A 26,571-nucleotide genomic window follows, 5' to 3' on the forward strand; every position below is an offset into this window, starting at 1 on the left:
GGGGATTTGCATGAAAATTTTTCAGAGCTGTTTATGGCAGACGAACGCGACGCTGATCGAAGGGAAGGAAGCGTGCTTTCTGTTTGATCCGACCTTCTATCCGCATGAATTGGCGCAAATCAAAAGAGCGCTTCCGGACAAGCCGTTGAATGTGATTTACACCCACGCGGACTGGGATCACATTGCCGGGTTCTCGGAGTTTTCGTATGGGCACACGATCGGCCATCACAAGATCAAGGAACGGAAAGATCCGATGGAGAAAGCGCGGGCGTTTGATCTGCAGTGGTATGTTGCACGGGACAAAGCGCTTGGGGAGCTAAGGATTGACGAGGAAATCACGGAGGAGACGATCCAATCATTTCCGGGTGACACGCTCCTTTTCCTGCCGATACCGGGGCACACCGATGATATGATGGCGACGTTTTTCCTTGAGCGCAAGTTAGTGGTAGCAGGAGACGTGTTATCGGATCTGGAATTTCCGTTCGTCTTTTATTCCGGCGGAAAATACATCGAGAGCTTGGAAAAGATGAAAGAAAAAATCATCGAGCATGGGATCCATACACTGGTTCCGGGGCATGGTCGTACGATTGTGGATTCGCAGGCGGAGATTCTCCAGCGGATCGAGGAGGATTTGGAGTACCTTCAAGGGTTGATGGCTGGCAGGAAGGATGCGCTTTACCGGGGACAGCCGATTCCGGGACATTTGATCGCGCGGCATGAGGCGAATGTTGAGTTTGTTAAAAAGGAATTAAAATAGCTTCCGTTTTTTACGGAATTACCAAACGGCAGTGGTTGCACTAAAATAGAGCATTAATGTAGAGGAGCTGTATCGAAATGGACAAGATAGAAGAAACCAACCACCCGGTTCCGCAAGGGAAGTATGTTCCGGCCACCCGGTTCGGCAACCTGATCTATACCGCTGGGATGACGCCAAGGGATAAGGGCGTGCTGATCCAGAGAGGGAAAGTCAGCACCGGTCAGCCGGCTGAGGCGTATAAAGCGGCAGTCAGGCAAGCGGCTGCCAATGCACTCGCTGCAGCCAGGAACCTGCTTGCGGATGGGGAGCGGTTCCAACAAATCGTTTCGCTCACCGTGTATCTGAACGCAGACGACACCTTTGAAGCGCATTCTGCTTTGGCGGACTTTGCTTCCGAGTACTTATACGAACAATTGGGCGATGCCGGAATCGGACCACGGGCAGCGGTGGGCATGGCATCGTTGCCAGGCGGTGCACCGGTCGAGATTCAATTGGTTGCTGGTGTTGCTGTTAACGGGAGAAATTAATTTCTATATATGCAAAAAGTGAAACAGCCATCTTCGATTCCGAAGATGGCTGTTATTAGTTTTACAGGAAAAAGAAGTGGACGATAAAGAACAATTTAGAAGAATTAAAAGGTCGGTTTAGGAGAATTTATTTCACGAGAAGGGTTCAGTGATAGATGGCAGATGTTAATCAATAACTTCGTAGACTGTTTCGAAATGGTTCTATAAAGAAGACTTTTTCTTCAAGGTGTAGAAAAATGTCTTTTCTCTTTAACAAGAAGATTTACTATTAAAAATAGTTTGACTTACGAAATATCGACGGATATTATTACACTTAATTGAATATTCATTGCTTTTTGGAGCGGTGAATCTTTATGAACAGGAGAAGGGAGGCGCAAGAGAACTGCATTCCGAGGGAGGATAGCATTTAGGGTTATCCAAGAAAAGTAGACGATGTGAAGGACTTTATTCATTAAATACCAAGGAGGAAGAAAATGAATAAAACGTTGTCATCAGCGAAAGCAATTGCACTTATTGTTGTATCGATCGCCATTGTATTTGGCGGAATCATCTTCGTGGACGCAGAGTCTACGATTGTCCTGCTTGCTGCGGGGACAGCGGTCATTATCCTCAGTTTGTTATGGGGAGTCAAATGGGACGATATCGAAAGGGGCATTTTAACGAATTTGCGCGCCATGTTCATCCCGATCCTCATCTTGCTTGCGGTCGGCCTGATGATCGGGGTCTGGATGTTGGCAGGCACGATCCCAATGATTGTGTATTACGGATTGCTTCTGATCCACCCAAGCGTGTTTCTGTTTGTGGCATGTCTCGCCTGTGCGCTGATGTCTGTGATGGCGGGAACTTCTTGGGGGACCATCGGAACCATCGGTGTGGCATTCATGGGGGTTTCTGTCGGTCTGGATATCCCACTTCAATATACGGCGGGGGCCGTTGTTGTCGGAGCGATATTCGGTGACAAGCTGTCCCCTTTATCGGACACGACAGTCATGGCAGCGGCCGTGACGGATGTGAAATTGGTGGATCACATCAAGCATATGCTCTATACGACGATTCCGGGATTTGTGATTTCATTGATCTTATTTCTGATCCTCGGCTTTCAAGTCAGCGGCCAAATCGAGAATGAGCAGATTGCCAGCATCTTAAATACACTGGAAGCCAATTTCAATTTAAATCCCTTGCTTCTGCTTCCGCCTGTGGTCATCCTGTTTTTGATTTACCGAGGGAAACCGACTCTGCCTGTTTTCGGTGTCGGGATCTTGCTGGGTGTCCTGCTCGCTGCTATTTTCCAGGGGAATGGATTGGCTGAAATTGCTGCGGCTTTGAATGACGGCTACACAGCTTCAACGGGAGTCGAGATTGTAGATAGCATGCTTCAGCGCGGCGGTCTCGCCAGTATGCTCGGAACCGTCGCTTTGCTGATCGCCGCCGCTATTTTCGGTTCGCCTCTCCAGACGGCCGGAGTGATTGATGTCATCTTGAACGGCATCCAGAAGGTGGTCAGCACTGGAAAAGGGCTCATGCTATCGACTCTATCGCTCCATTCATTCCTTTTTATCATTACGGGCAGCTATTATGTGACGTTTGCAGTACTGGGTCCGATGATGAAATCGATGTATGACAAATACGGCCTGCACCGCAAAAACTTTTCCAGAACTTTGGAGGACTCAGGAACCGCATTGGCTCCATTGGTCCCCTGGAGTGTAACAGGGGCATTCATTGCGGGGACCCTTGGAGTACCGGTTGTGCAATACGCGCCATTCGCACCGATGCTTTACCTCGGAATCGTCTTTGCGATCATCTATATCATGACCGGCATTGGTATAGCAAAAGCGGATGAGCCTGAAAAGCAGACAGGGAAAACGGTTATTGCTAAGAAAGCGTTGGAAACTGAGATTTAGATACGGATGAAGAAACAGCCATATTTATCGAAAACGGACTGTACCTTAATTGTGAGAGTAACTCGCAAATGAGGTGCAGTCCTTTTTACTGGAATATAGGATTGAAACAGCTTAAAGCTGCTCGGAACTACGATGGATAGATCGTGTGCTCCAACTAAATATGGATGGAGTCCACAATAAAAGACATGAACCCGGTAGAATACCGGCTTCATGTCATATAGGACGCTTGGGTTTTACGGGGGATTTTTAATATCCCTTTCAAGAAAGTAAACTTGGTTTTATTCGAAAAACTGAACTGCCGCTCCTGTCGTACCTTGCTTCTGATATGCCAGTTAATAGCGAGTGGTCAAATACGGTTCACAGCTTGCAGCCTTTCCAGAATCATAGCCAAGCAGGAAAGCTTTGGTCCGCTCTTTCGGTGTCCCGTGCGTCGGATCAGTTACCGACGGGTCTTGGCCGATATCCGCCAGCGTCCGCTTCACTTCCTGGATGTCTGTAGCGTCGAGAAGGCGGCGCGCGTTTACCGAATGGACCCATACGCCCGTCAGGCAATCGGCGTTCAGTTCAAGGCTGCGGGAAGTCGCTTTTGGCTCTTCGTCGCCGTTTTCCGGCAGCCAGCCACGTTCGGTCTGCAGGTTATGGGCGTATTCGTGTGCCAGGACAAACGCCACCGAGAAATCGCCGGCCTTGTATTTACTTGGGGGTTCCGCATTGGTTTTATAGGTTCCTTCTTTTAGCTGTGTGGCCATTTGCAGGGTCATGACGATCCGGTCATCCGTGCTGCAATAGAAGGCCAGCGCCGGCTCATCCGGTGTGTCAAGAATGCATTCGGTAAGAACGGGCTTTCCAGCAGCCGGGAACGAATACCCGGCATCCGGTTTTGCATAGCCATCCTTCACCATAAGCGGAGACCAAAAAGCTTCGACATCCGCCAGGACGTAAACAAGAAAATCATGCATCGAGTAACCCTTTGGCAGACCCTTGGTGAACGCTGGGCTGGCGGAAGGCGCTTCTTTCGCTGCCAAGGCGGCAGGTTGGGGAACGACGGTTTCCTGATTTTCTGCCGCTTGCGTTGGGGGCTGAAGGGTGTTCCATTCAGGGATTAGCAGGCAGACGACCATGGCTAGTAGGATCTGGGATGTCTTTCTCAACATGATGATCATCTCCTCGGTTGCGATTGGAAAATCCAGAGGTGCGGGGGTGTATTAATTTCAGAATATTTTATTAAACATTTATTATTCTATCATATAATTGATAATTAGATGAACTTTTTTTATTTAAAAAAACACAAAAAGGAAGTGATCCATTCGCGGATCACTTCCTTTTTTGATTGGTTAATGACAAGTGTGGGCTACGGTCAGAGCTCTATGGATGGAACAAATGAATTTATTGCACTAAAGAGGTTTTTGGAAGAGGTTTTATTCAGCAAGTTTAACTTCCTTTTAACCTGCCAGGATTAGGATGAAGGCATTAGATGGAATACGTATACTTTTCCGCTCCTGTACATAAAGGAAAAGAGGGGATTTCAATGAGGGATCTATTCTTTAACCAGCCGGGTGGCCGCTCCTATGAAACGGTCGGCGACGGCGCATGTGAAGTGTTCGAGTTCCAGCACAGCAAGGGGACGGTGAAGCATACGTTCCTGAAGCGGGAAATCGCAGTGAAGGTCGACGGCGAAACCTACTACGACCTGGTCACGCCGCTCATGTACGGCGGGCCGGTCATTTCGGACTGCAGCGAAGGGGACAAATGGGAGCTCGTGGACGAGTTCCAATGGGCGTTCCAGTCGTATTGCGAAGAGAACAACATCATCTGCGAGTTTGTGCGTTTCCATCCGGTGCGCTCCAATGTATTGGACTTTGTCGGCTATTACGATATCGATTACGCTGGCGAAGGATTTGCGACGGACCTCGCCTCGTTCAAAAGCCCGGAGCACGTGGAATTCTCCGAGCCGTTCAAATCGATGATCCGGAGCGGCCTGTGCGCAGGCGTCGAGTATTCGGTCAGCACCGAACCGGCGCAGTTCGAAAAGTTCAAGCGGTTCTACCTCGCCTTGTCGAAACACGCGGATAGCATCAGGCCGACGGATCTCGACGGACCCTATTTCAATAAATGCATGGAATCGCTCGGCGGCAATTTGGTCGTAGTGGAAGCGACGTACAAGCACATCACCATCGGCATGAGCCTGAGCTTTATCGATGAAAACGAAATCTGCTGCCACCTGTCGCTGACGCTCCCGGAATTCGAAACGCTGTCGCCCGCTCACGTCATGCAATATGGCCTGACGTTGTGGGGGAAAACGCACGGCTTTGAACGGATCCACCTGGGCGGCGCGACCCCGAAAGAGGGGCTTTATTTATACAAAAAGCAGTTTGCTTTGAACACGAGCTTCCGGCAATGCGTGGGGAGCAAGGTTTGGAATCCGGAGGTTTACCGGAGGGTTTGTGATGGTGTTGGGGTGGCGTATCTGCCAGGGTACCGAGTTAAAGCTGGCGGATACCACCAGGGGGGAGAACCGCTTCCGTCGTAGAGTTAGGATGCATTATACACGAAGACGGTCGAGGACATCCGGTTATGCGGTAGTCCTTGACTCTTTTTATTTGTGGAATTTGAAATGTCATGCGTAGAAGAGGAGAAATAGAGATTACTAGAGAATGTATAAGGTAACTTATTGCTAGTGGAATGACTTTTTTATCAATTGCTATATATATTATTGAGGATTTTGGAGCAACTTAATCTAACAAATTCTTCTCGAAGGCGGTGTTCCCCCATGGTTGCCCGAAACGATCCATGCCCATGCGGCAGCGGCAAGAAGTACAAGAAATGCCACGGGAAAGAAGGGACCGAAGAGCTTCAAAGCATAGTGGATCATGAAATCGATGCTGTCCGGGAGCGCTTCATGAACAAAGGCATGGAGCGCCGGAATTTCAGGGAGATGATGGACCGGGTGGAGGTCTGGTTTCCGCCATTGCTCGATATGCTGCCGCATCAAACGATCGATACCTTATCATTTGATACGTATATCTATATGGATAACCTGGAGAAGTGGCAGGCTTTTTTGCAGCGGGAGCTTGCCCAGCAGCCGCGTACACAAGTCAGGAAGATTCTCGAGGCGTGGATGCATCCATTTTGGCTATTGGGAAAGGTGGTCGATGTGGATGCGGAAGGATTCTGGCTCCAGGATGAAGTGACAGGAGAGCGCTTCAGCCTTCCGCCGACAGAAAAGATCGCGTTAGGGGAGTGGGTATTCGGCATCGCTTTTCATGACCCGGCATCGGCGGATCGCCTCTTGTACAAAACCAAGGGAGCAATTGTCATTGCCCCACATGAACATGCTGCCATCGAAGTGCTTCGGCGCAAGATCGAGGAGTTCGACGGGGACTCGCTCGGCCTTTATTTGGCGCTCAAGAAAGTGTTGGAGGAGAGTGAGAAGGGGGAGAAGTAGACATCGGGATGAAGAGGAGTGCATAGATTAAAGGGAAAAACCTGCTTTGAGGAAAGGCAGGTTTTTTGGTGTTTTCGAATTTTATGGGATGAAGGGTTTCTATGAGCGGTTCGGGCAGTTCTATGAGCGTTCGCTTACTGGTTATGAGCGTTCAGCTTCTGGCGATGAGCGTTCAACAAAGAGTTATGAGCGTTCAACTCACAATGATGAGCGTTCAACAAATGATCCGAGTCAACTGTCCAAAAGCAATCGGCAAAAACGGACATTCTCCCATATAACTGCCGCCAGTCCATATGTTAAGCTAAAAAGAAAAAGAATGGATGAGTCGATGAAGGCGTATATCTTGAATATTGAATTGATCGGGTTGAAGTCTCCGGTATGGCGGCGAGTCGTGGTGCCGGCGGGGGGACATTCCAGCGGCTGCATGCCATTATCCAAGGGGTGACGAATTTCAGGAGCGCGTACTTGGATATGCCTGTTCATCTCCATGAGTTCCGTCTGCCGGAAGAGAATTTATTGGTCACCAACGAACCGGAAGCGTACGAACGGGCGAAGAAGAATAAAAAAGGCGATGGGCTGAAGGTACGCAAGCCGCAGTCGATCAAGATCGATGAGTACCTAGAGAAGTATGGCAAGCTGTCGTATACGTATGATCTCGGCGACAATTGGCAGTTCGAGATCCGGCTCGAGAGAGTGGTCGACGATTATCATTTCGGCTACCCGACCCTGCTGGACGGAGCGGGCGATGCACCGCCGGAAGACGCAGGCGGGGTGCCTGGATTTGAGCACTTGCTGGAAGTGCTGGCGAATGAGTCGCACCCGGACCACGAACATATGCTGTTCTGGAGCCGGGAGCAGTTCTTCAGGCCGTACGACCGGAAACGCATCAACGGGGCGTTGAAATATCACAAGATCAAGAAGACGGAATGGGACAAGATTCACCATGTGAACCACGAGATCGTTACGGATAAGTACTATATACAGGAAGAAACGACAGATGTTCATACGCTGCCGGAAGGCTTTGATGCTGAGCTTTTCTGGAAGTATGTCCGTGCCTGCACGAACTTGTACGGTGTGGTTCCGGTGCAGGAAGTCATCAGCATCTTCAACCGGCAGAACCCGAAGATGTACCTGGAGCTTGGGCCCGCCTATGGGATCGTTTACGGTAATAAATGGCCGGTAGCGATGCAAGAATCATATGCCGAAAAGGAAGGCTCCGATTTTGCACATTCCTGGCTGATCGAAGAAGGCAAGGTTGAAGCGATTCAACAAGAGCAGGACGGCAAGGAATGGTATGCGCCGTCAAAGGAAGAACTGCTGAAGTATGCGGACGACCGCTACGTGGAACGGTCAGCTGCCTATAACGGGCTGCGAAAAGTGCTGGCGCCGTATTTCCCGAAATTGCATCCGCTTGGCGTTGACGGAGCCATCCGGATGTTTGCGCAGAATCTGCAGTTTGACCCTTCGTTCAATAAATCTTTTGTCACCCTGCTTTCGCATATTGACCTCGAAGGCGAGAAGGAGCTTAATAAAATCGTGCAGCAGGCGGTCCAGTTCTCAAACAACCATCGCTTGTGGGCGAACCGGGGGCATGCACCTTCGGAAATCTCCGGGCGCGGGCAGGCGATGCCGATGCTTGTCCCTGCTGCTCAAGGAGAGAAGATGATTGCTGGAAGAAATGATCCATGCCCATGCGGGAGCGGCAAGAAGTTCAAGAAGTGCTGCGGGAAGTGAAAAAAGTTTGCGCTTGCTAGCTTGAAGTTTTTATTATGTCCAAGTGCCGTCCAATTTATCCACAAATTAAAAAAGGTTGTCCTGAATGCCGAAAGATAGCGGCAACAGGACAACCTTTTTTGGTGCGGAGGAAGGCCAGCCTGTCTCCACTTGAATATGGCAAGTGCCAGCCACCTCAAAAAAGTGTTTTTATTAACAGAATCTTTAAAATTTACGTTGACATAGGGACCCATAAGAAATAAACTAGGATTATTCGTAAAACGAAAGGAAATTAGAAATGATGTAATGCTTTCGTTATGAAAGCACTTTCAATAATTTCATGTTCTTTTGTTCAAGAGAGGGAGGCGAGTACGTACATAGAAGAAAATCTGGTTTTGCAGGGATATGAAAGAAATCATCGGTTCACCCTGCGCCAGCTGCACCGTTCTCAACCCAAGAATTGCATACGAAAGAGGAGGAACGAGAGATGAAGAAAAGAGCGCGTTTTGGATTTATTTTGGCATTGGTTCTTGTTTTATTGCTGGCCGCATGTTCTGGCAACAACGAAGCTACCACCGGTGAAGGGGGCAAAGCTTCGGAAGGCGACAAGCAAGGCGGCACGCTCGTCTACGGCCGCGGCGCCGACTCGGTCGGGCTCGATCCGATCAATGTGACGGACGGCGAATCGATCCGGGTGACGCACAATATTTTTGAGACCTTACTGGAATACGACCAGAACCTGGAACTGCAGCCGAAACTGGCGACTGAATACAGTTCGAGTGAAGATGGGCTGACGTGGACGTTCAAGCTGCGCGAAGGCGTGAAGTTCCACGACGGCACCGATTTCAACGCAGAAGCGGTCGTCTTCAACTTCGACCGCTGGATGGATCCGGAAAACCCGTACCACCAAGGGGATTTCCCGTACTACCCGTTCCTTTACGGCGGATTCAAAGGGGACGAAAACCATTTGATTGAGCACGTGAAAGCGACCGGCGACCATGAACTGGAAATCAAGCTGAAGCGCAAGACGGCGCCGTTCTTGAGCTATTTGGCGATTTCGATGTTCGGCATCGCGAGCCCGGCAGCGATCGAGAAATACGGAGACACGCTGAATGAAAACCCGGTGGGGACGGGTCCGTTCATGTTCGAGGAATGGAGCCGCAACAACACGATCACACTCGCGAAAAATCCGGAGTACTGGATGGAAGGGAAGCCGTATCTGGACAAGGTCATCTTCCAAGTGATTCCGGAAAATACAGCGCGCCTCAATGCCCTGCAGACCGGGGAAATCGACTTGCTCGATGGCATGAACGCTACCGATACGAGCATTGTGGAAGACACGGACGGGCTGGAATTGCTGAAGCGCCCAAGTTTCAATATCGGCTATATGGCGTTCAACACGGAAAAAGCGCCGTTCGACAACCCATTGGTGCGCCAGGCGATCAACATGGCCGTCAACAAGGAGAACATAGTCGATGCGTTCTATAACGGCCTGGCCGACCCGGCCACGAGCCCGCTGCCGCCGTCGCTCTGGAGCCATGACGATTCCTTGGAGAAATACGACTACAATGTCGAAGAAGCGAAAAAGCTTTTGAAAGAAGCCGGGTTTGAAAACGGGTTCAAGACGAAATTGCATACGATGAGCAACCCGCGCCCGTATATGCCGGAGCCGATGAAGATAGCGGAAGCGATCCAGTCGGATCTTGCGAAAGTCGGCATCGAAGCGGAAATCGTCTCGATGGAATGGGCGACATACCTGGAGGACACGAAAGCAGGGGCGCACGAAATGGCGCTTTACGGCTGGACCGGCGTTATGGCGGATCCGGACAACTTCCTGTATCCGAACCTCAGCCAGACGAATGCCACCGTTCCGGCGCAAAATATCGCGTTCTATAAGAGCGATGAATTCACCGCATTGATTACGGAAGCGCGCGAGACGATCGATCAGGACAAGCGCATCGAGCTTTACAAGCAGGCGCAGCAGCTGTTCCAGAAAGATGCGCCGTGGCTGATGCTCGCGTATACAACGCCGCCTCTCGCGCAGATGGATTACGTGGAGGACTTCGTGCCGCATCCGATGAGCAACGATTTGCTGACGGATGTTTACCTATCAAATCAATGACCTGGAGTGATTCTGTGTATCAACTATTAAAGGAACTATGTGAACTGGTGGGACCGAGCGGATTCGAACAGGATGTCCAGCGATTTATCCGGGATAAGGTGAAAGACGGAGCGGATGAGGTGCAAGTGGATGCCCTGGGCAACTTGATTGTCAAAATTAACGCCACCGATCCAAAAATGCCGTCGGTTTTATTGGCAGCGCATGCAGATGAAATTGGGCTGCTCGTCAAAAAGATCGAGCCGAACGGCACGCTCCGGTTCGAGAAGCTCGGCGGGTTCGATGACCGCATCCTGCTGGCGCAGCCGGTGACGATCAAAGGGACCGAAGGGTATGTGGAAGGTGTGATTGGGACGCTTTCCATGCATTACGTGAAATGGGACGACCCGAAGCGCATCGATTCTCACCGGGAACTTTATATCGACATCGGCGCGACAAGCGCGGAGGAAGTACGGGAGATGGGTGTGAAAGTCGGACAGCCAATCTCTTACGGCAGCGGATTGAAACTGATCGGTGACCAAAAGCGCAACCGCGTCGTCGGGAAAGCACTGGATGACCGGGCAGGTTGTGCGGTGTTGATCCAGCTCATCCAGGAACTGAAAGGCAATCCGGAGCGGACCCATGGTGACGTCTACTGCGTTTTCACCGTTCAGGAAGAAGTGGGTCTTCGGGGAGCGTCGGTGTTGTCGCCCTCCATCCAGCCGGATTTTGCGCTCGCGATTGATACGACGCCGACAAGTGACACGTACGACGTACTGATGACCGGGACGCGCATGCTCGGCGGCGGCCCGTGCATCAAGATTGCTGACAAGTCCTTGATTGCCCACCCGCTTGTGACGGGGCTGCTTGAGAAAGTAGCGGAGGAACGGAACATTCCGCATCAGATGGAAGTCTTTATGGGCATCGGCACCGATGCCGGCGCGATCCATATGACAGGTACCGGCGTCTCTTCCGGTGTGGTTTCCATTCCATCGCGCTATACGCATTCGCCGGTGGAAATCGTCGATATGGATGATTTGGAAAACACCGTCAAGCTGGCGGCTGAATTCATTTTCCATTCGGATGAACTGGTGGGGAAGAATTTCTTGGATACGTAAATATGGGTTCCGTACGAATATGCCTTGTTGAACAGTAAATAGAACAAACGAAAGAATCCATTCCCGAAATTTACGGGAATGGATTCTTTGTTATTGTGTAAACTAAAGGGCAAACTCGCTGTGCAAGGCGGCCACTATCTTTTTCATCTTTTCGTTCATGGTTTCGCTTTCCTGAAGCTCGACTGGCATCAAACAGGAGGAGGGTTCCTCCGCTGGAGGATGGTTGATCAGCAAGACCCTGTCAGAAAACTTTCCTTCTTCCTTCGTGGAAATGATATAGATTGTATACAGCATGGTTTCCATGACTTTCTTCTTGATGTGGTAAGGGTGTTCGCATTCGGCGTTTATTGCGGCGAGGGCAGCTGTCAGATCGTTGTCTTCCATTGAGGCAGCCATGGGAATTCTCTTCCTTTCGAAAATAGGTTGTATAAAATGTCTTCCCCCAGATACGCGGAATTAATCTTATGTAGAAAAATTTTGTATAATATGTTTTGGTGCTTAAGTATTATTATTCTCTATAATTTAGAGCTGGAAGAAACCCATTCCGCGTCTGCAAGAATTACGAATTTTCATTTTCTAACTTGAAAGAATATTTTGACTTGTAAGAATTATGCTGTTAAAGTTGGAATATAAAAGGCAGAGGGGTTTACCTGCGGATTTTAGGGGAATAATGGCAATAGAAACAGCGCATAAGAGATGTGCAGACCGTTGGCGGATAGACGCCAAAGGAATGCTCAGCCCGTGCGCGGAGCAAGACAGAAAAGAAATTGATTTTGGAGGGAAGAACATGAACAACACAATTCAAGCGAACACAATGGACACACGCACACGAAACAACCAAGTGATTTTCTACAAGAGCCAGGAAGAATTCGTACAGGCATTGCGCGAAGCAGGAAGCCTTGAGGAAATCGGCTCAGCTGAAGATCTATTGGAAGAGGAATAACATAACGGGGCAGCTCCAATCGGGAGCGCTTTTTTATTTTCCGGGATATTTGGTGGGATGATCAATCAATCTACTGATAGAGGGGATGACATTTTATTCCTTAACTAAAATAAAATTGTATAGCAAATGAAGGCAGCCGGCTCTTTTTACGAAAGAGCCGGCTGCCTTTTTGGGTTTATTGACGTGAACGTTTTTTGCTGGCTAGCACTACGAGTGCGGCCAGGACAGCGGCGCCGATTGCGGCGCCGTATACGGAGCCCCAGCGGAGCGGGATGCTTTTCGACCCCGGAGGCAGCGGTTCCTTTTGGCCGTAAGTGTATGCGGCGAGCTGGTCGATTGCCGGCGTCGGCGTGTGCCCGGGCCGGATCAGCGCATAAAATTCGTCGGTCAAATGCTTTACTTCGTCCGGCACGGTATCGAGGTGGCCCAGGACATTCTCAAATGTGGCGCTTTTCGCCATTTTGGCTAGCGCCAGCACAAAGAGCGGCTCCGGAATCCGGTCGATCGCCTGGAGCCCGGGCGGCGTGATCGGGACGCCAACGTTCTGGATGGCCGTGAATGCTTCGTGAAGCGCGCGCTTCATCAGGACATGCGCGTCCCGTGTTGCGGCAAAGCGCTCAAGGTCCGTATCGCAGGCATAGACAGCCGGCGCAAGCGTCGGGACAAGCAGCGCGACGTGGGTTTTCAGCCAGTCATCGATATCCGTCTGGATCTCTGCCCGGTAGCCGCGCATCGAATCCAATATGGCTGCTACTTCACGGGTCCGGGCCGTCACGCTGCCGTCCGGTTCGCCGATCGGCAGCGCCATCGGCTTTTTGCCATCGACCGGCAGCATGTGCATAACGTGCCCTTTCTTGAAGCCGCCCGGGAGCGGAAACCCAGACATGACACGCTCCTTGCCGAGGGCATTTACCAATTCCTCCTGCCCGGCCGCATTGTTCATCATGAACAGAAACGTCGGCACGCGTTTGTTGGCGGCGAGTATGGGCAGGATGCCGGAAATCAGGTTTTTGCGCACCGGCAGGATGACGAGATCGTACGCGGCGTCTTCCTCGAGGCGGTCCACCACAGGAAGGCGGGTGACCGTCTGCATTCCAGTCTTCGTGTTTTCCGTGACGACGCCGTACGCCTTCAATTCCTCCTGCCGCTCCCCATGGTCGAGTAGGGAAACGCTGTGCCCGGCTTCAGCGAGGCGCTCAGCGAACAGGCTGCCGAACGGCCCGACGCCGTAGATCAGGATGTTCTTTTTCATGGTGGTGCCTCCTTTCTTGGATATGTTTATTCCATTCGTACAAAATGGCTCTGTCTGTACTGGGAGAACGCCAAATGACAAAGGGTGGATATCAGCTATATAAATCTGGAAATCCATTACCCATTCTTTATTCTGAATATTATGATAATTTTATATCATTTTATCATATATATGATAAAATGAGTTTGTAGAACCGGACATACATAGACGGCCAAAGGCTGTTCATACAAGAGAAATAGGAAAAGAAAAAGGTTTCTGGAGAGGAGGGGCAGTGCTCAAAACAGGCGCAACAGGCAGCTAAGGTTTAGCAGTCATCATTCAGGAGCTGGCGATAGGTTTTCCATTAACCGGATGGGAGTTGTCCGGACTTAAGGAGAGGCTCGTGATGAAGATCAGGTTTCGCAAGATGATTGTCCTTCTTTTGATTCCGCTTATGCTAATCAATTGGAGCGGTGCACCCGCAAATGCCGCCTCTGGAAGTGAACAAAAAGTTTCTCCAGAATCTGTATCAGTCGTGCATCCGAATACTGTATGGGCAGTAGAGATGCCTACGCTGGGTGCATATCTCTCACATGTGGCTCAGGACGTTGAAAACTATTGGATTAAAGTTATAAATGACCGGAACGGAATATTCCCGCCGCCAGATGCGGAATTCTATTTCCCGATGCGTGGCGAGTCGATGGGGCTGGTTTTATGCGACCCTTACACTTCAACCGATGACATGACGGCTATTTTCTGCCCCTATCTAAGCCGGGTTATCGTACCTCAGGTGCTTGCTACCATGTATTGGGAAGGCACGTACAAACGCAACAATGATCCATCCCAGCCTTATCCGGCCGGTGATTTTTCCGCCGCCATCTTGGTTGCGCATGAGTTCAGCCATGCCGTGGAAACGTATTTTAGAAACGATATTACCCTTCTCAGAACCAAGGAACTGCTTGCGGACTGTCTGACGGGCGTATGGACCAAATCGATGGCTCAGCGCAATCAATTGGAAGGCAACGATTTATATGAAGCCATGAGAACATTGCATGACGTCGGTGACTATTCAAAACTTCCTACGGTGCATCGAGGAACGCCGTCCCAGCGGTATGCTGCCTTTACGACAGGGTATACCCAAGGAACGATGGCAGGCTGTACCTCATATGCAAACGGCTACGCCGGGAATTAAAACACGCAAGCCGCCAGCACTGCTGGCGGCTTTTACATTGGCCTGCTGCATCTGGAGCAAGGTTGTCTCAATACACGGCCTTCAAGTAATGGTCACAGCTAGGAGCCAATCCAGAATTATAGCCCAACATGAACGCATCAGTCCGCTCTTTCGGGGAACCGTGCGACGGTTCGGGGGCTGTCATATCCTGGCCAACATCGGCAAGGGTTCTCATAGCTTCCTGAATGTCGTCGGAATCAAGGCGGTTCTTGGTATAAGCAGAGTTTGCCCAAACCCCTGACAAACAATCGGCATTCAATTCAATGCTTCTTGAAGTCGTTTTATAGCCGGTATGGTCAATCCAGCCGATTTCCGTCTGCAAGTTATGGGCAAACTCGTGCGCTATGACGACAGCGACGGAAAAATCGCCCGCGCTGTATTGGAGTGGTGGATCGTTATTGCTTCTCAGCGTCCCTTCCCACAGCTGCTTGGCCATCTCCAAAGTTACAACAATCTGGTCGTCCACTTGGCAGTAGAAAGCTTGTGCAGGTTTTAGTAACGCATCCGGCACGGTGCACTTTGTGCGGATAGGTTCGCCGAGTGCCGGAAAAGAATAGGTGACGGCGGGGTCCTGATAGCCGCCTTGCACCATGATCGGCGACCAGAACGCATCCATTTCATAAACAAGATGCACAAGATATTCATGCATGGTGAAATTTGGCGGCAGACCGCTATTGTAGCTTGGTCGGACGGCAGCCGCTACGGCGGATGAAGGGCCGAAGAATTGAGAAGGACTAGAAACTACTTCTTCGGCTTCTGTGTACCAAGGCGGAGGAATCGGATTGTCGTCGGGCACCAAAATCGCCACGATCCCAGCCAATAAAAGCTTTAGTAATTTTGCGAACATTGTAACCGTCTCCTAGCAACTCATAGTTAACGAGCCGTTGTGCAAGCAATGCACTTTTCAGTATTCACTTTCATGGAACAGATATTTTAAATTGCACAGGAATTCGGCGCCCAGGTCATATGCAGATGGCCGTTGCTGTCCCATTGGATAATGTTCAGTACTGTATACGTGCCTGACGGAAGGCCGGGAAACGCAAAAAATAAATATTGGCCATGGCCTGTTGAACTCCGCCAGCCTGGATTGATGCCTTGATAGAAGCCGTTAGAATGTACATAAGCGTAAGCAGGCGCAATTTGCGGCGCTTGCCACTTGATGAATTGATCGCCTTGTTGCCGGTAGAGAACCGGCGTCCACCGAACGACATCGTCCTTCAATCCCCACCAGGCAGTTACATGATTTGGCGGGAAAGCTTTTACGCCGGTTTGTCCGTAACCCGTCAAAAACTCACACGAAACGCCCCTCACAGAATGAGGGGGAGAACCGTCGCCGTTATTATGTGCCAGGCTATTCACCGGAAATGCACTTGCCGCCAAGCCAAGGCAGATGAAAAAAGCAGCCGCTGCTCTTTTAAATTGTTTCATCGGATTTCACCTTTCTGAAAGATTCTTCCATGCCTTGCCGCTGCTATTGGAATCCATCAAAACGGAAGTGAAGTGAAAGGGCAGACCTCCTGTCAAGTTGAAGTGAATGATAAAAAGGCGCTTTGAACAAAATCGATTAGACTTGAAAATATGCGCTGGGCCTTAATTGTGAAGCGTTTAAGAAAATTGTTCAGCAAGTTTTTATATTGTATTGATTCTGATGGAGAGTGAAGGCTACCCGGGTGTTCTATGTAATCACCTATAGTATCTACCTGTTGTAAAAGAGAGTCAATTAAAATTCTAAATATTCTATTAATTTATTAAAAATCTGATATCATAAACTCATAAAACGAATGTTTTTAGAATAAATGCTCACTTGCTATTTTGTGCCAATATTCATAGAATTAAGGTAGAACCTGTAAATTGTGGGGAGTGAGAGAAATGAAGCTGAATGTGGAGCAGCGGCGGATTGTTGAATTAGAACCGACAGGCCCAATGCTGGTAAAAGGTGTGGCCGGATCTGGCAAGACGACAGTGGCGATCCGCCGGATCCATTTTCTGTTGGATCATTATTGCCACGAGGATGATGACCGGATTTTAATGGTGACGTATAACAAGACATTGCTCCATTACATAAAGCATCAATATGCGCGGCTGGCAGAGGCGGAAGAGGCTGCAGCTGCCCGTCTGTTTACGTCGGATGCGGAAGCGGAGATCGTGACGATCGACAGCTTGATGTACAAAGCGTTTATGCGCTATCAAAAGCGGACCGGGAAAAAGCTGGAGTTTGCATCGCCTGAACAAAAGAACAAAACGATGATTTTGGCCATCCATCACGTGCAGAAATCCCATCCGGATGTGAAAGTGCTGTCGCCGAAAAACAGCAAGTTCCTCCTCGATGAGGCGGAGTGGCTGTTGGCATGTGCGATCAAGCATGTCGAAACGTATCAATCTGCGGACCGCATAGGCCGTTCTTCAGGACAAGACGGCACGCCGCAGAAGCTCATGAAGAACTCCCGGCTGCGGGAAGCGATTTTTGAAGTGGCACAGCATTTTAACGAACTGCTCGAGAAGGACGGACTGACGACGTTCAAGAAGATGAATTTGTATGCGTTGGAAGAAGTCCAGCGCAGCAAGCCCGACGCCTATACCCATATCATCATTGATGAAAGCCAGGATTTGACGCTGGTCCAGCTGCAGTTCCTGAAAGAGCTGTACAGAGAGAAGCGCCATTCTTCGCTGATGTTCGTGGCGGACAATACCCAAAGCATTTATTCGCAGTCATGGCTCGGAAAAGGGCGGCCTTATACGACCATCGGCTTTGACATGAGCGGGAAATCCCGTGCGCTCAGCAAGAACTACCGGACAACGACAGAAATATCGACGGCTGCATTTCACTTGATCGAAGCGGACGAAAGCATCCGCTCGAATGTCGATTTCGTCAAACCGGCATTGATCGACCGGCACGGCCATCCGCCGATTTACCGGTTCTTCTCGACGCCCCAGCAGCAGCTGGAGTTTTTGATTGATGAAATCGAGGTGTTGCAGGGGGATTATTCGTTATCGGACATTTGTGTGGTGGCACGGGAGAACCGGCATATCGAAAGCGCGGCGCAGGGGTTGGAAGCGGCCGGGATTCCGAGTGATATCCTGCAAGGGAGTGAACCGGATTTTGAAACTGACCGCGTGAAGCTCGTGACGATGCACTCGATCAAAGGGCTGGAATTTAAAGTGATTTTCCTGATCGATTTGAACAGCGGGCTGATCCCGCAGGAACGTTACGCGGACGCAGAGGACCAGGAGTCGCTCGATTCGGATGAACGGCGTCTGTTGTATGTCGGCATGACTCGGGCAAATGAGCTCCTGTATATGAGTTCTGTTAAAAAGCCTTCTAAGTTCATCAAAGAGATCAACCGCCGGCATCTGCGGATGAAAAAAGACGCATCGCTTCGGCCGTTCGAGTCGATTCCGATGACGGATTACCAATTAACCGACCAGCTCGTCGACCTGCATTCTAAAGAGGAGGTCATCCGCCAATGGCTCGTCCGGGAATTGCGCGAGACATACGGCTATCCATATGAATTGCTGGAACTGGAATTCGGGGTGCAGCAGTTCTCGAAGAGGGGCTATTGCGACATCGCGGTGATGGTTTATTCCGGTGGGGAAGCGCGGCCTTATATTCTTGCGGAAGTGAAGCGCTTCGGCAGCGGAATCGACGACGCACTTGTCCAGTTGAAATCCTATATGGAAGCAGACAGCCGGGTATATTACGGTATTGCGACGGACGGGCTCCAAGTGAAAATCATCGACCGTAACGGCGAAGAAGTGCAGGACTTGCCCAAATGCCGGCCGCAGTTTCTGCCGGAGACAAAAAACCGCCGGCGCTACAAGAACTTGCGGATGGGCCGGGACTTTGACTATGCTGTGGATGCAGATTCCCCGGAAAACATAGAAGTGAACGAAGCGGGGCAAGACGTCCAGCTGCAGGTGCATGAGAAAACGGCGGTGCCGCTGATCGGCAATGTCGCTGCCGGCATTCCGGAACTCGCTTCTGAATCATTTGAGACATTTTATTATTTGCCGCGCGATTGGGTGATTTCTCCGCGCGAGACCTTTTCGCTGACGGTCACCGGCGACAGTATGACCGGCGACAGTATGACCGGCGCCGGGATTGATAAAGGCGACATCGTCATCGTCAGCCAGCAGAACACGGCAACAAACGGCGACATCGTCATAGCGGTGATCGACGAGGAAGCGACCATGAAAAAGTACATGGCGATGGGCAATGAGATCCTACTGCTATCCGAGAACCCGGCGTTTGAGCCGATCTTGATGCGGAGTGAAGATGTGCGGATCAACGGAAAAGTGATTGGGGTATTAAAGAAATAGTTTATAAGTATGGCACAGAAATTCTTTAAATCGATTCCAAAGCGAAAAATCTATAAAAAAGCAGCCGTCTTTGAAATTTGAATAGACCTCACTATTCAAATTTCAAGATAGATGGTTGGCTTTTTTGTTTTATGTTTAACTAGTGAAGCGTTTCTAAAAGTTTCAATTGATTCCTCTGAAATCGTCAAATAATTCTTGTGAATTTGTTGTATAAACAAATATTGTAAATTCTATCCTTTTCACACCAGAGTGAGAAAAACTTATTGTAATATGTTATTATAGAAGTGTAATCCTCGCTTAATATCTACTTTTAATTGGAGGAGCTTACGAAAAATCTCTTATAATGAGGCGTTGAAAATGTGGGCTATTATTTTGAGCAGCATTACAATTTTTTTAACTATCATTTTCTCTTTAGCAAAAGCCAGCTCACGTGGTGAGGAGATGTCTAAAAGGCATCGCGAAGAACTACAGGAACGTGCAATTAAAAATCAGGATACCGAAGAGTTTTCTGATTCAAATAAAACTGATGTGAAAAAAGTCAATTGAATTCTAAATGAACTGCCATCTTCCATTAAAATTGAAGGTGGCAGTTTTAATTTTGAGAAAAATTTAATTTAAAGTACATTTATCGTAAAGGGAGCGATTGCTTCCGGAATAGAAGATATTTTGAATAGAACTGGAGCAGGAAAAAGGGTCATTGAAGGGCATTTTTATAAGAATTTCGACTTGAGGGCAATCGTTAAGAAAAGGAGAAATTCGAATAGGGATTCACTTTATTCGTCAAATAGAACCAAAAGGGCTAGGGCGTAGAATCCGGCATGCAAACGAAGTTTTTAGAATGGAAGAGTTGTTACTAACTCGCGAATCCATCCTCTAAAAATCTTTAATTAACCGTAAAAGCAAACAACTTAGATCCTTTTAATAAAAAATATGTATTTTAATGAAAAGGCTTATGGAAACGGCTGGTCTATCTAGTAAGAAGGGAGAAGATGTGTTCTCATTTCTCCTCTTCATCTAGTTTTTTCACCCGGAGTTCCGTAAAATGAACGGATAAGGAAAAGTGTCTGTTTTCCTATTCTTTCATCGGATGTGAAGCTTCATGGTCATTGCGGAAATTTTAAATGTGGTCTTGCCGGTATTCCTTTTGTTGGGTGTCGGATTTGTTGTCGGCAAATACATGCTGATCGACTCCAAGTCGGTCTCTGATTTATCAATTTATGTTTTCAGCCCTGCGCTGTTCTTTTATTCAGTTTCTACCTCGGAGATGGACATGGCAGATCTCGGCCGGATCGTGCTGTTTTCATTCGGCTTGTTTCTGTTGTTTGCGGTGTTTGTCTTTGCGGCGGGGAAATTGTTCGCTTGGGACAAGGTCTACCAGAATACGCTGATGCTCGCGAGCGGTTTCCCGAACGCCGGAAACTACGGGCTGCCCATCATCTTGTTTGCGTTTGGCGAGGAAGGTGTGGCGATTGGCATTATCTATTTGGTCATGCAATCGCTTTTGATGAATTCGGCGGGAGTGTTTTATGCTTCGAACCACCACGAGATGCCGAAAAAGGACATCTTGTTCCAAGTGCTGCGGATGCCCGGGTTTATTGCCATTTTGCTCGCGTTGGTGTTGAAGGTTCTGGAAGTGCCGCTGCCGTCGGCGGTTGAGAATGCGACAGGGCTTTTGGGGCAGGCGTCGATCCCGACGATGCTGACGCTGCTTGGCATTACGCTCGCGTCGATCCGGTTGCAGAACGTGCTGCGTTTTATCTGGACGGCAACGCTATTGAAATTAACCGTATTTCCGCTGCTCGCTTTTGGCTTGCTGCTGCTCTTGTATCCGGCTGATGCGCTGGAAGCGAAAGTGCTGCTGGTGGCGGCTGCGACTCCGACTGCCGCGACGACGACTTTACTCGCCATTAAATTTGGAATGAACCCTGATATGGTGTCGAGCGCGATGTTCGTCAACACGTTTGCGAGCATCGTGACGATTCCGGTTTTATTGATTGTGTTGTAGAGAAATATATTTTGTATGCTGCCATCCGCTCATTTGAGCCGGGTGGCTTTTTTTGTGCTGAAGGGGGTGAACGCTCATCGGGAGTCGGCGAACGCTCATGACGAGCGGTTGAGTGATCATTGGCAGCCCGAAACCGCTCATAGAACCTGGATAACCGCTCATAGGAATACGAAATCCGTTCATAGAAATCTTCTAACCGCTCATAGAATCCAAAAAACCGCTCATAGAAATAAACCGCTTTCGATTTTGTCAAAAAGAGGCCACTCAAGACCAAAAAGAACCCTCCATTCAATTCAACGCCATGTTTAATTCCAAACTCAACGGGAAAAGGTACATATCAAAAATATAATAATGGAAAATACATACAACTAAGAAAGAAGGTTTCGCTATTGGACTTACATCCTATGGTATTAGTAGTGATCATCTTCATGATCAGCATTGTGTATGTGACGCTCTCAACGATCCGGATGATTTTGATGATGAAAGGGTATCGCTATCTGGCTGCGGGGCTTTCCGTGCTGGAAGTCATCATCAATATCTTGGGCCTTGGCCTGGTGCTCGACAACATCTCGCAGATTCAGAATTTGATCGCGTACGCTGCAGGCTTCGGAGCGGGCATCGTCGTGGGATCGATGATTGAAGACAAGTTGACGCTCGGCTATGTGACCGCGACGGTCGTGTCGCCGGACAACTCGGATCGCTTGTCGAAGCAATTGCGCGAGCTTGGGTTCGGGGTGACGGACTGGGAGACGAATGGGCACGGCGGCCAGCGCCGCTCGCTGCAGATCCTGACGCCGAAAAAACGCGAATTGAAATTGTACCAGACGATCAAGGAGCTGGAACCGCAGGCGTTCGTTGTGGCCAACGATTCGAAGACCATCCACGGCGGCTTCTGGATCCGGACGGTGCGGAAAGGGAGATCAGCGGTTTAAGGCCATGCCTTGCACGCGTTCAATCTTAAGGTGAATAAAAAATGAGAGCCGGCTTCTTCCAAGCGAAGAAACCGGCTCTCTTTGCATTTATTATAATAGAAAGAATTTTCTAACAAAAGCTACTCCAAACGCTTCCCTATCCCTTACACTAGAGGAAAGACCAGGGCAGGGAGGTAAGGGCGATGGAGATGGCGGCGGCGCTCATCGGCGGCATCGGCTTGTTTGTGCTCGGCATGGGGATGATGACGGGGGCGTTGAAGGAGCTGGCGGGCGAGTTCATCAAAGACTGGATGAACCGCATCGCCGGCGGGACCGGCCGCGCCATTTTTTCCGGCGCGCTGATCACTGCAATCATCCAGTCGTCGACCGCGGTGACGCTGTTGACGATCGGTTTTGTCAGCGCCGGCCTGCTGCCGTTTCGCCAGTCGATCGGGGTGATCATGGGCGCGAATATCGGCAGCACGAGCACCGGCTGGCTGGTGTCGCTCATCGGCTTCAAGGTGGACCTGCTGGCGTGGGCGTTGCCGATCGTCGGATTCGGCGTTCTCGCGCAAGTGGCGCTTAAAAAACGGTTGTCCGCGTACGGTACAGCCGTTGCCGGGTTCGGCCTGCTGTTCCTTGGCGTCGGTGTGCTGCAGACCGGGATGGCAGACCTGCAGAAGGCAGTTTCATTCGAAGGGCTGACCAATCCCTTGATGCTGATTGCGATTGGCACGGTGATGACGATCATCATGCAGTCGTCCTCGGTGGCAGTCGCGACGACGCTGACGGCGTTGTTTTCGGGCGTCATCGGTTTTGAGCAGGCGGTCTATTTGGTCATCGGCCAGAACATCGGCACGACTTTGACGGCGGTGCTCGCCGCAATCGGTGCGGGTACAGCGGCGAAGCGGGCGGGCTTGACGCACGTGCTGTTTAATTTAGGCACGGCGATCCTGGCGGTGCTGCTAGTGCCGCTATTGATCGGAGCGACACGCGCAATCAGCACAGCGCTCTTCGGTACGTTTGACGCCGCAGTCGGCATCGCGATTTTCCATACGCTGTTCAACGTGCTCGGGGTGCTGGCATTTGCAGCGGTGCTGCCGTGGTTCGTCCGGCTACTCGAGTGGCTCGTGCCGGACAAAGGGGATCCGCTGCTGCTTTATTTGGACGCACGGGCGGCGGCCATTCCGGAAGTCGCACTCGAAGCCGCGCACCGCACCATCCAGCTGATTTTGGCGGACCTGTTCGGCTTGGCGCGCACGATGCTCGCCGGCGAGGAAGCGGACGAAGCCCGAATTTCCCGTCTGCACGACGCGGCGATGCAGGTGCGGACGTTCCTGGCAAAGATCGAGACGATGTCGCCGGAAGTATTCAACCGCCACGTCCAGATCCTGCACACGCTCGACCATATCGACCGGCTCCTGTTAGTGCTCAGCGAACCGGCCGCAAGGGGCGCCGACCGGCTCCATCCGGGGCTTGCCGAGCGCTGGCTGCCACTCTTGGAATCGGCTGAGAAGCGCATCCTGGATGACAAGCAGCTGCCGGGACTGATCGAGGAACTCGGCGGCGCTTCAGCAGCGATGGCGGACCACCGCAAAGTCCGGCGCGACGAATACTTTATGCGCGCCGCGAAATCCGGCGCTGAACTGGACCTCGTGCTGAAAAAAGTCGAAGCGCTGCTGTGGTATGACGGCGTGCTCTACCATTTCTGGCGGGCGGCGGCCCGGCTCGGGGAATAGATCCGGTGCCTGGCACGCACACAATTTGCACAACAAAACAGCCGGTCCCAAGAGGGAGCCGGCTGTTTCGTCTGCGGAAGGGGTGCCATTCACCCAGTCTTGTAATTGTTGTATCCGGCCATGACTTTGTAGTCGACGTATTTGTGGAAGAACCATTCCCCGGCGGTCAGGACGAGCGCCGCGATCAGGGCAGGTGCCACCATTTCGGACATCGTGCCGCTCAGGAGCTGGCCGATCAGCCAAATGAGCAAAAACGCTGTGACAAAATCGACGAACGAAGCGATGCTGTTGCGCGTCGATTGGTCCTCAGGCTTTCCGGCATGCAGGAAAATCAGCAGATCGCCCATGACGTAGGAGACGGCGGTCAATGCCAGACTGATGAGCAAGGTGTCGACAAACGGCACGTCGAAGATCCACGTAAGGATAATGAGCAGGACAGCGGCGATCATGACGAACTTGATAATGAAAGCGATGACGTGGTTCATGCGGTTTCCTCCTTTGCGAAAATTCTTGTTATGGAAAATGTACCCGTTTTGTGAAGGATTAAGCGGTTCGCGCAAAGAAAATAGTGGGAATGGTTTTATTCCAAAAAGGCGCGGGCGTAACCGGGAATTTATTGCTGCGGGATGTGGTCCTGAGCAGGAAACCGGGTATGAAGGGAATGGATGCGTTACGATATCCATATGAATCAGGAAAGGATGATGGACAATGAAATACAATTTTGATGAAGCGGTCAACCGGAAAGGCACGTATTCGCTGAAATGGGACGGCGGCGAGCTGATCAAGGAGTTCGGCATTACCGACCGGTTTGACGAGGAGACGATTCCGCTGTTTACGGCTGATATGGATTTGCCTGTGCCGCAGCCGCTGATCGAGGCGCTACATAAAACGGTCGACCACCGCATTTTCGGCTATTCGGTGTTCCCCGATGAATATTTCGATTCGATCATCCATTGGCTTGACAAGCGCCATGGCTGGAAGGTCAAAAAAGAGGAGATCGTTTACAGCCCGGGGACGGTGCACGCGTTGAATGTCGCGGTGAAGGCATTCACGAAGCCTGGCGACAGCATCATCATCCAGCGCCCGGTCTACCCGCCGTTCACCGGCGCGATCGAAGGCAACGACCGGAAAGTCGTCAACAACGCGCTCGTGCTGGGCGAGAGCAACCATTACACGATCAACTTTGAGGACTTCGAGGAAAAGGCGAAAGATGAACATACGACGATGTTTATCCTGTGCCACCCGCATAATCCGAGCGGCCGCGTGTTTACGCCGGATGAGCTCAATAAACTAGCGGAAATTTGCCGCCGCCATAATGTCTTGATCGTTGCGGACGAAATCCACGGCGACTTGGTGCGCATCGGGCAGGAATTCGTGCCGATGGCAAAAGCGGTCGAAGATACGAGCAATATCATCACGTTCACAGCGATCAATAAAACCTTCAACTTGGCGGGGCTTCATTGCACGAACGCTGTTATTACGGATGAAGAGCTGCGCACCACGTTCGCGACAGAGATGGGCATGCAGCTGCCGTCGCCGTTCACCGTCTCGGCTTTGATTTCCGTCTACAACGACGGAGACGAATGGCTTGAGCAGCTGAAGGAATACATCGACGGCACCATGGACTTCACGATCGAGTTCCTGGCTGAGCACATGCCGAAAGTGAAAGCGTATATTCCGGAAGGTACTTACATCATGTGGCTCGATTTCAGCGGCTACGGCATTCCGGCTGAGGAGATCCACGACCGCATCTACAACAAGGCAAACGTCGTCCTCGAAGACGGCAAGATGTTCGGCGAGGAAGGCGAGATGTTCCAACGCATTTGCCTGCCGTCGCCGCGCCCGCTGATCCAGGAAGCATTGGAACGGATTGCACGGGAGTTCGAGGATTTGGAAAAAGGGGAATAAATTTTGATAGCCCGGTCTGATGGAACTTTTCCATCGGAGCGGGCTATTTTTATTTATTGATAGAAAAAGAGGATTACAGTTAGAGGGATTTCCAGAATTTTGTAGAATTTTTAACTTAAAAAGATTTATCTCCTAGTAAAAAAATTGGTCAAGCGTTGTTAGAGGGAGAGAAGGAGGGAGATTTGAGGACTTTTTTACAGTATTTAATTTTCAACATTGCTCTTATTCTCTTCCATGTATTCATGTATTTTGTCAGTGCGATGGGCATAGGGGGAGGGGCGGGGCAAGAGCCGAGAAATGAAGTTTTCATTAGCCTCCTGATTGTTGCCGCTATCGGAGCGTCGCCCAATTTGCTGCTTCTGATCAACGCCTTATTACGAAAAGTGCATATTCTGGAGAACGTTCTCTGGACAGCTGTTTTTTCAATCGTTGTCATGGCGGCATACCTTTATCTTTTTTGGCCGGTGATCCAATCGCGGCCTTTGTGAAATCTCTTAGCTGTTAAGATCTTCGTCCATGCGCCTTCCGCTCTCCGTGAAAACGGAAAAGCGAAAGGCGCTTTTTTATTTGTGATGAATGAAACGTGTTTAGCCCACCCCGGAAAAAGGAATAATCCTGTAGTATTCAAAATTATCCTTAACATTTTGTTTCTATTCCCGAAATAAATTCATATAATTGAAAGTATAGCGGCGCACGCAATGCGCATCTGCTAGAAATCCTTTGGAAA

At 50.3% G+C, this 26,571-nt stretch carries 23 protein-coding genes; 17 read left to right on the forward strand and 6 right to left on the reverse strand.

Annotated features, from left to right (window positions below):
- The first annotated feature begins 10 nt into the window (after nucleotides 1–10).
- From ACTL32_RS01165 to nhaC, 3 genes are all read left to right on the forward strand, one after another.
- Nucleotides 11–757 (forward strand): MBL fold metallo-hydrolase, encoded by a 747-nt coding sequence (locus tag ACTL32_RS01165; protein ID WP_441339757.1) that lies wholly within the window; start codon nucleotides 11–13, stop codon nucleotides 755–757.
- A gap of 77 nt (nucleotides 758–834) precedes the next feature.
- A complete protein-coding gene (locus tag ACTL32_RS01170; protein WP_441339758.1) occupies nucleotides 835–1,284 on the forward strand; it encodes a RidA family protein in 450 nt (149 codons plus the stop codon).
- Between the two features lie 473 nt (nucleotides 1,285–1,757).
- On the forward strand, nucleotides 1,758–3,185 hold the full coding sequence (gene nhaC, locus ACTL32_RS01175; RefSeq protein ID WP_441339759.1) for a Na+/H+ antiporter NhaC: 1,428 nt from the start codon (nucleotides 1,758–1,760) through the stop codon (nucleotides 3,183–3,185).
- A gap of 332 nt (nucleotides 3,186–3,517) precedes the next feature.
- Here nhaC and ACTL32_RS01180 read toward each other — a convergent pair whose 3' ends face one another.
- Nucleotides 3,518–4,339 carry a neutral zinc metallopeptidase gene (locus ACTL32_RS01180; protein WP_441339760.1) on the reverse strand — a complete coding sequence of 274 codons (822 nt, stop codon included), beginning with the start codon at nucleotides 4,337–4,339 and terminating at the stop codon, nucleotides 3,518–3,520.
- 374 nt (nucleotides 4,340–4,713) lie between these two features.
- Between ACTL32_RS01180 and ACTL32_RS01185 the strand changes: the two genes are divergently transcribed.
- The 5 genes from ACTL32_RS01185 to ACTL32_RS01205 all read left to right on the forward strand — a co-directional run bounded on the left by ACTL32_RS01185 (nucleotide 4,714) and on the right by ACTL32_RS01205 (nucleotide 11,559).
- Nucleotides 4,714–5,715, forward strand: a complete 1,002-nt coding sequence (locus tag ACTL32_RS01185) for a GNAT family N-acetyltransferase (protein WP_441339761.1) — start codon at nucleotides 4,714–4,716, stop codon at nucleotides 5,713–5,715.
- Nucleotides 5,716–5,955: 240 nt separating this feature from the next.
- On the forward strand, nucleotides 5,956–6,630 hold the full coding sequence (locus tag ACTL32_RS01190; RefSeq protein WP_441339762.1) for a YecA family protein: 675 nt from the start codon (nucleotides 5,956–5,958) through the stop codon (nucleotides 6,628–6,630).
- Between the two features lie 378 nt (nucleotides 6,631–7,008).
- Nucleotides 7,009–8,364 (forward strand): IS1096 element passenger TnpR family protein, encoded by a 1,356-nt coding sequence (locus ACTL32_RS01195; protein WP_441339763.1) that lies wholly within the window; start codon nucleotides 7,009–7,011, stop codon nucleotides 8,362–8,364.
- A gap of 466 nt (nucleotides 8,365–8,830) precedes the next feature.
- The gene (locus ACTL32_RS01200) at nucleotides 8,831–10,465 is read left to right on the forward strand and encodes an ABC transporter substrate-binding protein (RefSeq protein WP_441339764.1); all 1,635 of its coding nucleotides are present in this window, start codon (nucleotides 8,831–8,833) and stop codon (nucleotides 10,463–10,465) included.
- A 14-nt stretch (nucleotides 10,466–10,479) separates the two neighbouring features.
- Entirely contained in the window at nucleotides 10,480–11,559 is a 1,080-nt protein-coding gene (locus ACTL32_RS01205) for a M42 family metallopeptidase (protein ID WP_441339765.1), read from the forward strand.
- 102 nt (nucleotides 11,560–11,661) lie between these two features.
- Here the strand turns inward: ACTL32_RS01205 and ACTL32_RS01210 are convergent, their stop codons facing one another.
- A complete protein-coding gene (locus tag ACTL32_RS01210) occupies nucleotides 11,662–11,955 on the reverse strand; it encodes a hypothetical protein (protein ID WP_441339766.1) in 294 nt (97 codons plus the stop codon).
- Between the two features lie 391 nt (nucleotides 11,956–12,346).
- On the opposite strand from ACTL32_RS01210, the gene ACTL32_RS01215 reads away from it, so the two are divergent.
- On the forward strand, nucleotides 12,347–12,502 hold the full coding sequence (locus ACTL32_RS01215; protein ID WP_441339767.1) for a hypothetical protein: 156 nt from the start codon (nucleotides 12,347–12,349) through the stop codon (nucleotides 12,500–12,502).
- A gap of 175 nt (nucleotides 12,503–12,677) precedes the next feature.
- On the opposite strand, the gene ACTL32_RS01220 is transcribed toward ACTL32_RS01215, so the two are convergent.
- Nucleotides 12,678–13,754, reverse strand: coding sequence for a ketopantoate reductase family protein (locus ACTL32_RS01220; protein WP_441339768.1), 1,077 nt, complete (start codon nucleotides 13,752–13,754; stop codon nucleotides 12,678–12,680).
- Nucleotides 13,755–14,139: 385 nt separating this feature from the next.
- Between ACTL32_RS01220 and ACTL32_RS01225 the strand changes: the two genes are divergently transcribed.
- Nucleotides 14,140–14,925, forward strand: a complete 786-nt coding sequence (locus ACTL32_RS01225) for a neutral zinc metallopeptidase (protein ID WP_441339769.1) — start codon at nucleotides 14,140–14,142, stop codon at nucleotides 14,923–14,925.
- Between the two features lie 67 nt (nucleotides 14,926–14,992).
- On the opposite strand, the gene ACTL32_RS01230 is transcribed toward ACTL32_RS01225, so the two are convergent.
- Entirely contained in the window at nucleotides 14,993–15,811 is an 819-nt protein-coding gene (locus ACTL32_RS01230) for a neutral zinc metallopeptidase (RefSeq protein WP_441339770.1), read from the reverse strand.
- 86 nt (nucleotides 15,812–15,897) lie between these two features.
- The gene (locus ACTL32_RS01235) at nucleotides 15,898–16,392 is read right to left on the reverse strand and encodes a hypothetical protein (RefSeq protein WP_441339771.1); all 495 of its coding nucleotides are present in this window, start codon (nucleotides 16,390–16,392) and stop codon (nucleotides 15,898–15,900) included.
- A gap of 441 nt (nucleotides 16,393–16,833) precedes the next feature.
- Here ACTL32_RS01235 and lexA point away from each other — a divergent pair, with 441 nt between their 5' ends.
- The 5 genes from lexA (at nucleotide 16,834) to ACTL32_RS01260 (ending at nucleotide 23,936) form a co-directional block, all read left to right on the forward strand.
- Nucleotides 16,834–19,281, forward strand: a complete 2,448-nt coding sequence (lexA, locus tag ACTL32_RS01240) for a transcriptional repressor LexA (protein WP_441339772.1) — start codon at nucleotides 16,834–16,836, stop codon at nucleotides 19,279–19,281.
- 357 nt (nucleotides 19,282–19,638) lie between these two features.
- Complete coding sequence (locus ACTL32_RS01245) at nucleotides 19,639–19,827, forward strand: hypothetical protein (RefSeq protein WP_441339773.1); 189 nt, start codon at nucleotides 19,639–19,641, stop codon at nucleotides 19,825–19,827.
- A 553-nt stretch (nucleotides 19,828–20,380) separates the two neighbouring features.
- Nucleotides 20,381–21,286 (forward strand): AEC family transporter, encoded by a 906-nt coding sequence (locus ACTL32_RS01250; RefSeq protein WP_441339774.1) that lies wholly within the window; start codon nucleotides 20,381–20,383, stop codon nucleotides 21,284–21,286.
- Between the two features lie 389 nt (nucleotides 21,287–21,675).
- Nucleotides 21,676–22,218, forward strand: coding sequence for a DUF2179 domain-containing protein (locus tag ACTL32_RS01255; RefSeq protein WP_441339775.1), 543 nt, complete (start codon nucleotides 21,676–21,678; stop codon nucleotides 22,216–22,218).
- 182 nt (nucleotides 22,219–22,400) lie between these two features.
- Nucleotides 22,401–23,936, forward strand: coding sequence for a Na/Pi cotransporter family protein (locus tag ACTL32_RS01260; protein WP_441339777.1), 1,536 nt, complete (start codon nucleotides 22,401–22,403; stop codon nucleotides 23,934–23,936).
- An 89-nt stretch (nucleotides 23,937–24,025) separates the two neighbouring features.
- Here the strand turns inward: ACTL32_RS01260 and ACTL32_RS01265 are convergent, their stop codons facing one another.
- Entirely contained in the window at nucleotides 24,026–24,421 is a 396-nt protein-coding gene (locus ACTL32_RS01265) for a DUF2512 family protein (protein ID WP_441339778.1), read from the reverse strand.
- 223 nt (nucleotides 24,422–24,644) lie between these two features.
- Between ACTL32_RS01265 and ACTL32_RS01270 the strand changes: the two genes are divergently transcribed.
- Together ACTL32_RS01270 and ACTL32_RS01275 are read left to right on the forward strand one after the other, a co-directional pair.
- Entirely contained in the window at nucleotides 24,645–25,844 is a 1,200-nt protein-coding gene (locus ACTL32_RS01270) for a MalY/PatB family protein (protein ID WP_441339779.1), read from the forward strand.
- A 182-nt stretch (nucleotides 25,845–26,026) separates the two neighbouring features.
- A complete protein-coding gene (locus ACTL32_RS01275) occupies nucleotides 26,027–26,332 on the forward strand; it encodes a hypothetical protein (RefSeq protein WP_441339780.1) in 306 nt (101 codons plus the stop codon).
- Nucleotides 26,333–26,571: the final 239 nt, after the last annotated feature.

It is taken from the genome of Planococcus sp. FY231025, from assembly GCF_052078085.1.
GTDB lineage: Bacteria > Bacillota > Bacilli > Bacillales_A > Planococcaceae > Planococcus.

Bases quoted from the DNA above. Each gene is read 5' to 3' on its own strand.
- ACTL32_RS01215 (WP_441339767.1), top strand. From the start codon at position 12,347: ATGAACAACACAATTCAAGCGAACACAATGGACACACGCACACGAAAC.
- ACTL32_RS01180 (WP_441339760.1), bottom strand. From the start codon at position 4,339: ATGTTGAGAAAGACATCCCAGATCCTACTAGCCATGGTCGTCTGCCTG.
- ACTL32_RS01270 (WP_441339779.1), top strand. From the start codon at position 24,645: ATGAAATACAATTTTGATGAAGCGGTCAACCGGAAAGGCACGTATTCG.
- ACTL32_RS01165 (WP_441339757.1), top strand. From the start codon at position 11: ATGAAAATTTTTCAGAGCTGTTTATGGCAGACGAACGCGACGCTGATC.
- ACTL32_RS01260 (WP_441339777.1), top strand. From the start codon at position 22,401: ATGGAGATGGCGGCGGCGCTCATCGGCGGCATCGGCTTGTTTGTGCTC.
- ACTL32_RS01225 (WP_441339769.1), top strand. From the start codon at position 14,140: ATGAAGATCAGGTTTCGCAAGATGATTGTCCTTCTTTTGATTCCGCTT.
- ACTL32_RS01210 (WP_441339766.1), bottom strand. From the start codon at position 11,955: ATGGCTGCCTCAATGGAAGACAACGATCTGACAGCTGCCCTCGCCGCA.
- lexA (WP_441339772.1), top strand. From the start codon at position 16,834: ATGAAGCTGAATGTGGAGCAGCGGCGGATTGTTGAATTAGAACCGACA.
- ACTL32_RS01250 (WP_441339774.1), top strand. From the start codon at position 20,381: ATGGTCATTGCGGAAATTTTAAATGTGGTCTTGCCGGTATTCCTTTTG.
- ACTL32_RS01220 (WP_441339768.1), bottom strand. From the start codon at position 13,754: ATGAAAAAGAACATCCTGATCTACGGCGTCGGGCCGTTCGGCAGCCTG.
- ACTL32_RS01235 (WP_441339771.1), bottom strand. From the start codon at position 16,392: ATGAAACAATTTAAAAGAGCAGCGGCTGCTTTTTTCATCTGCCTTGGC.
- ACTL32_RS01245 (WP_441339773.1), top strand. From the start codon at position 19,639: ATGTGGGCTATTATTTTGAGCAGCATTACAATTTTTTTAACTATCATT.
- ACTL32_RS01190 (WP_441339762.1), top strand. From the start codon at position 5,956: ATGGTTGCCCGAAACGATCCATGCCCATGCGGCAGCGGCAAGAAGTAC.
- ACTL32_RS01195 (WP_441339763.1), top strand. From the start codon at position 7,009: ATGGCGGCGAGTCGTGGTGCCGGCGGGGGGACATTCCAGCGGCTGCAT.
- nhaC (WP_441339759.1), top strand. From the start codon at position 1,758: ATGAATAAAACGTTGTCATCAGCGAAAGCAATTGCACTTATTGTTGTA.
- ACTL32_RS01170 (WP_441339758.1), top strand. From the start codon at position 835: ATGGACAAGATAGAAGAAACCAACCACCCGGTTCCGCAAGGGAAGTAT.
- ACTL32_RS01230 (WP_441339770.1), bottom strand. From the start codon at position 15,811: ATGTTCGCAAAATTACTAAAGCTTTTATTGGCTGGGATCGTGGCGATT.
- ACTL32_RS01185 (WP_441339761.1), top strand. From the start codon at position 4,714: ATGAGGGATCTATTCTTTAACCAGCCGGGTGGCCGCTCCTATGAAACG.
- ACTL32_RS01265 (WP_441339778.1), bottom strand. From the start codon at position 24,421: ATGAACCACGTCATCGCTTTCATTATCAAGTTCGTCATGATCGCCGCT.
- ACTL32_RS01200 (WP_441339764.1), top strand. From the start codon at position 8,831: ATGAAGAAAAGAGCGCGTTTTGGATTTATTTTGGCATTGGTTCTTGTT.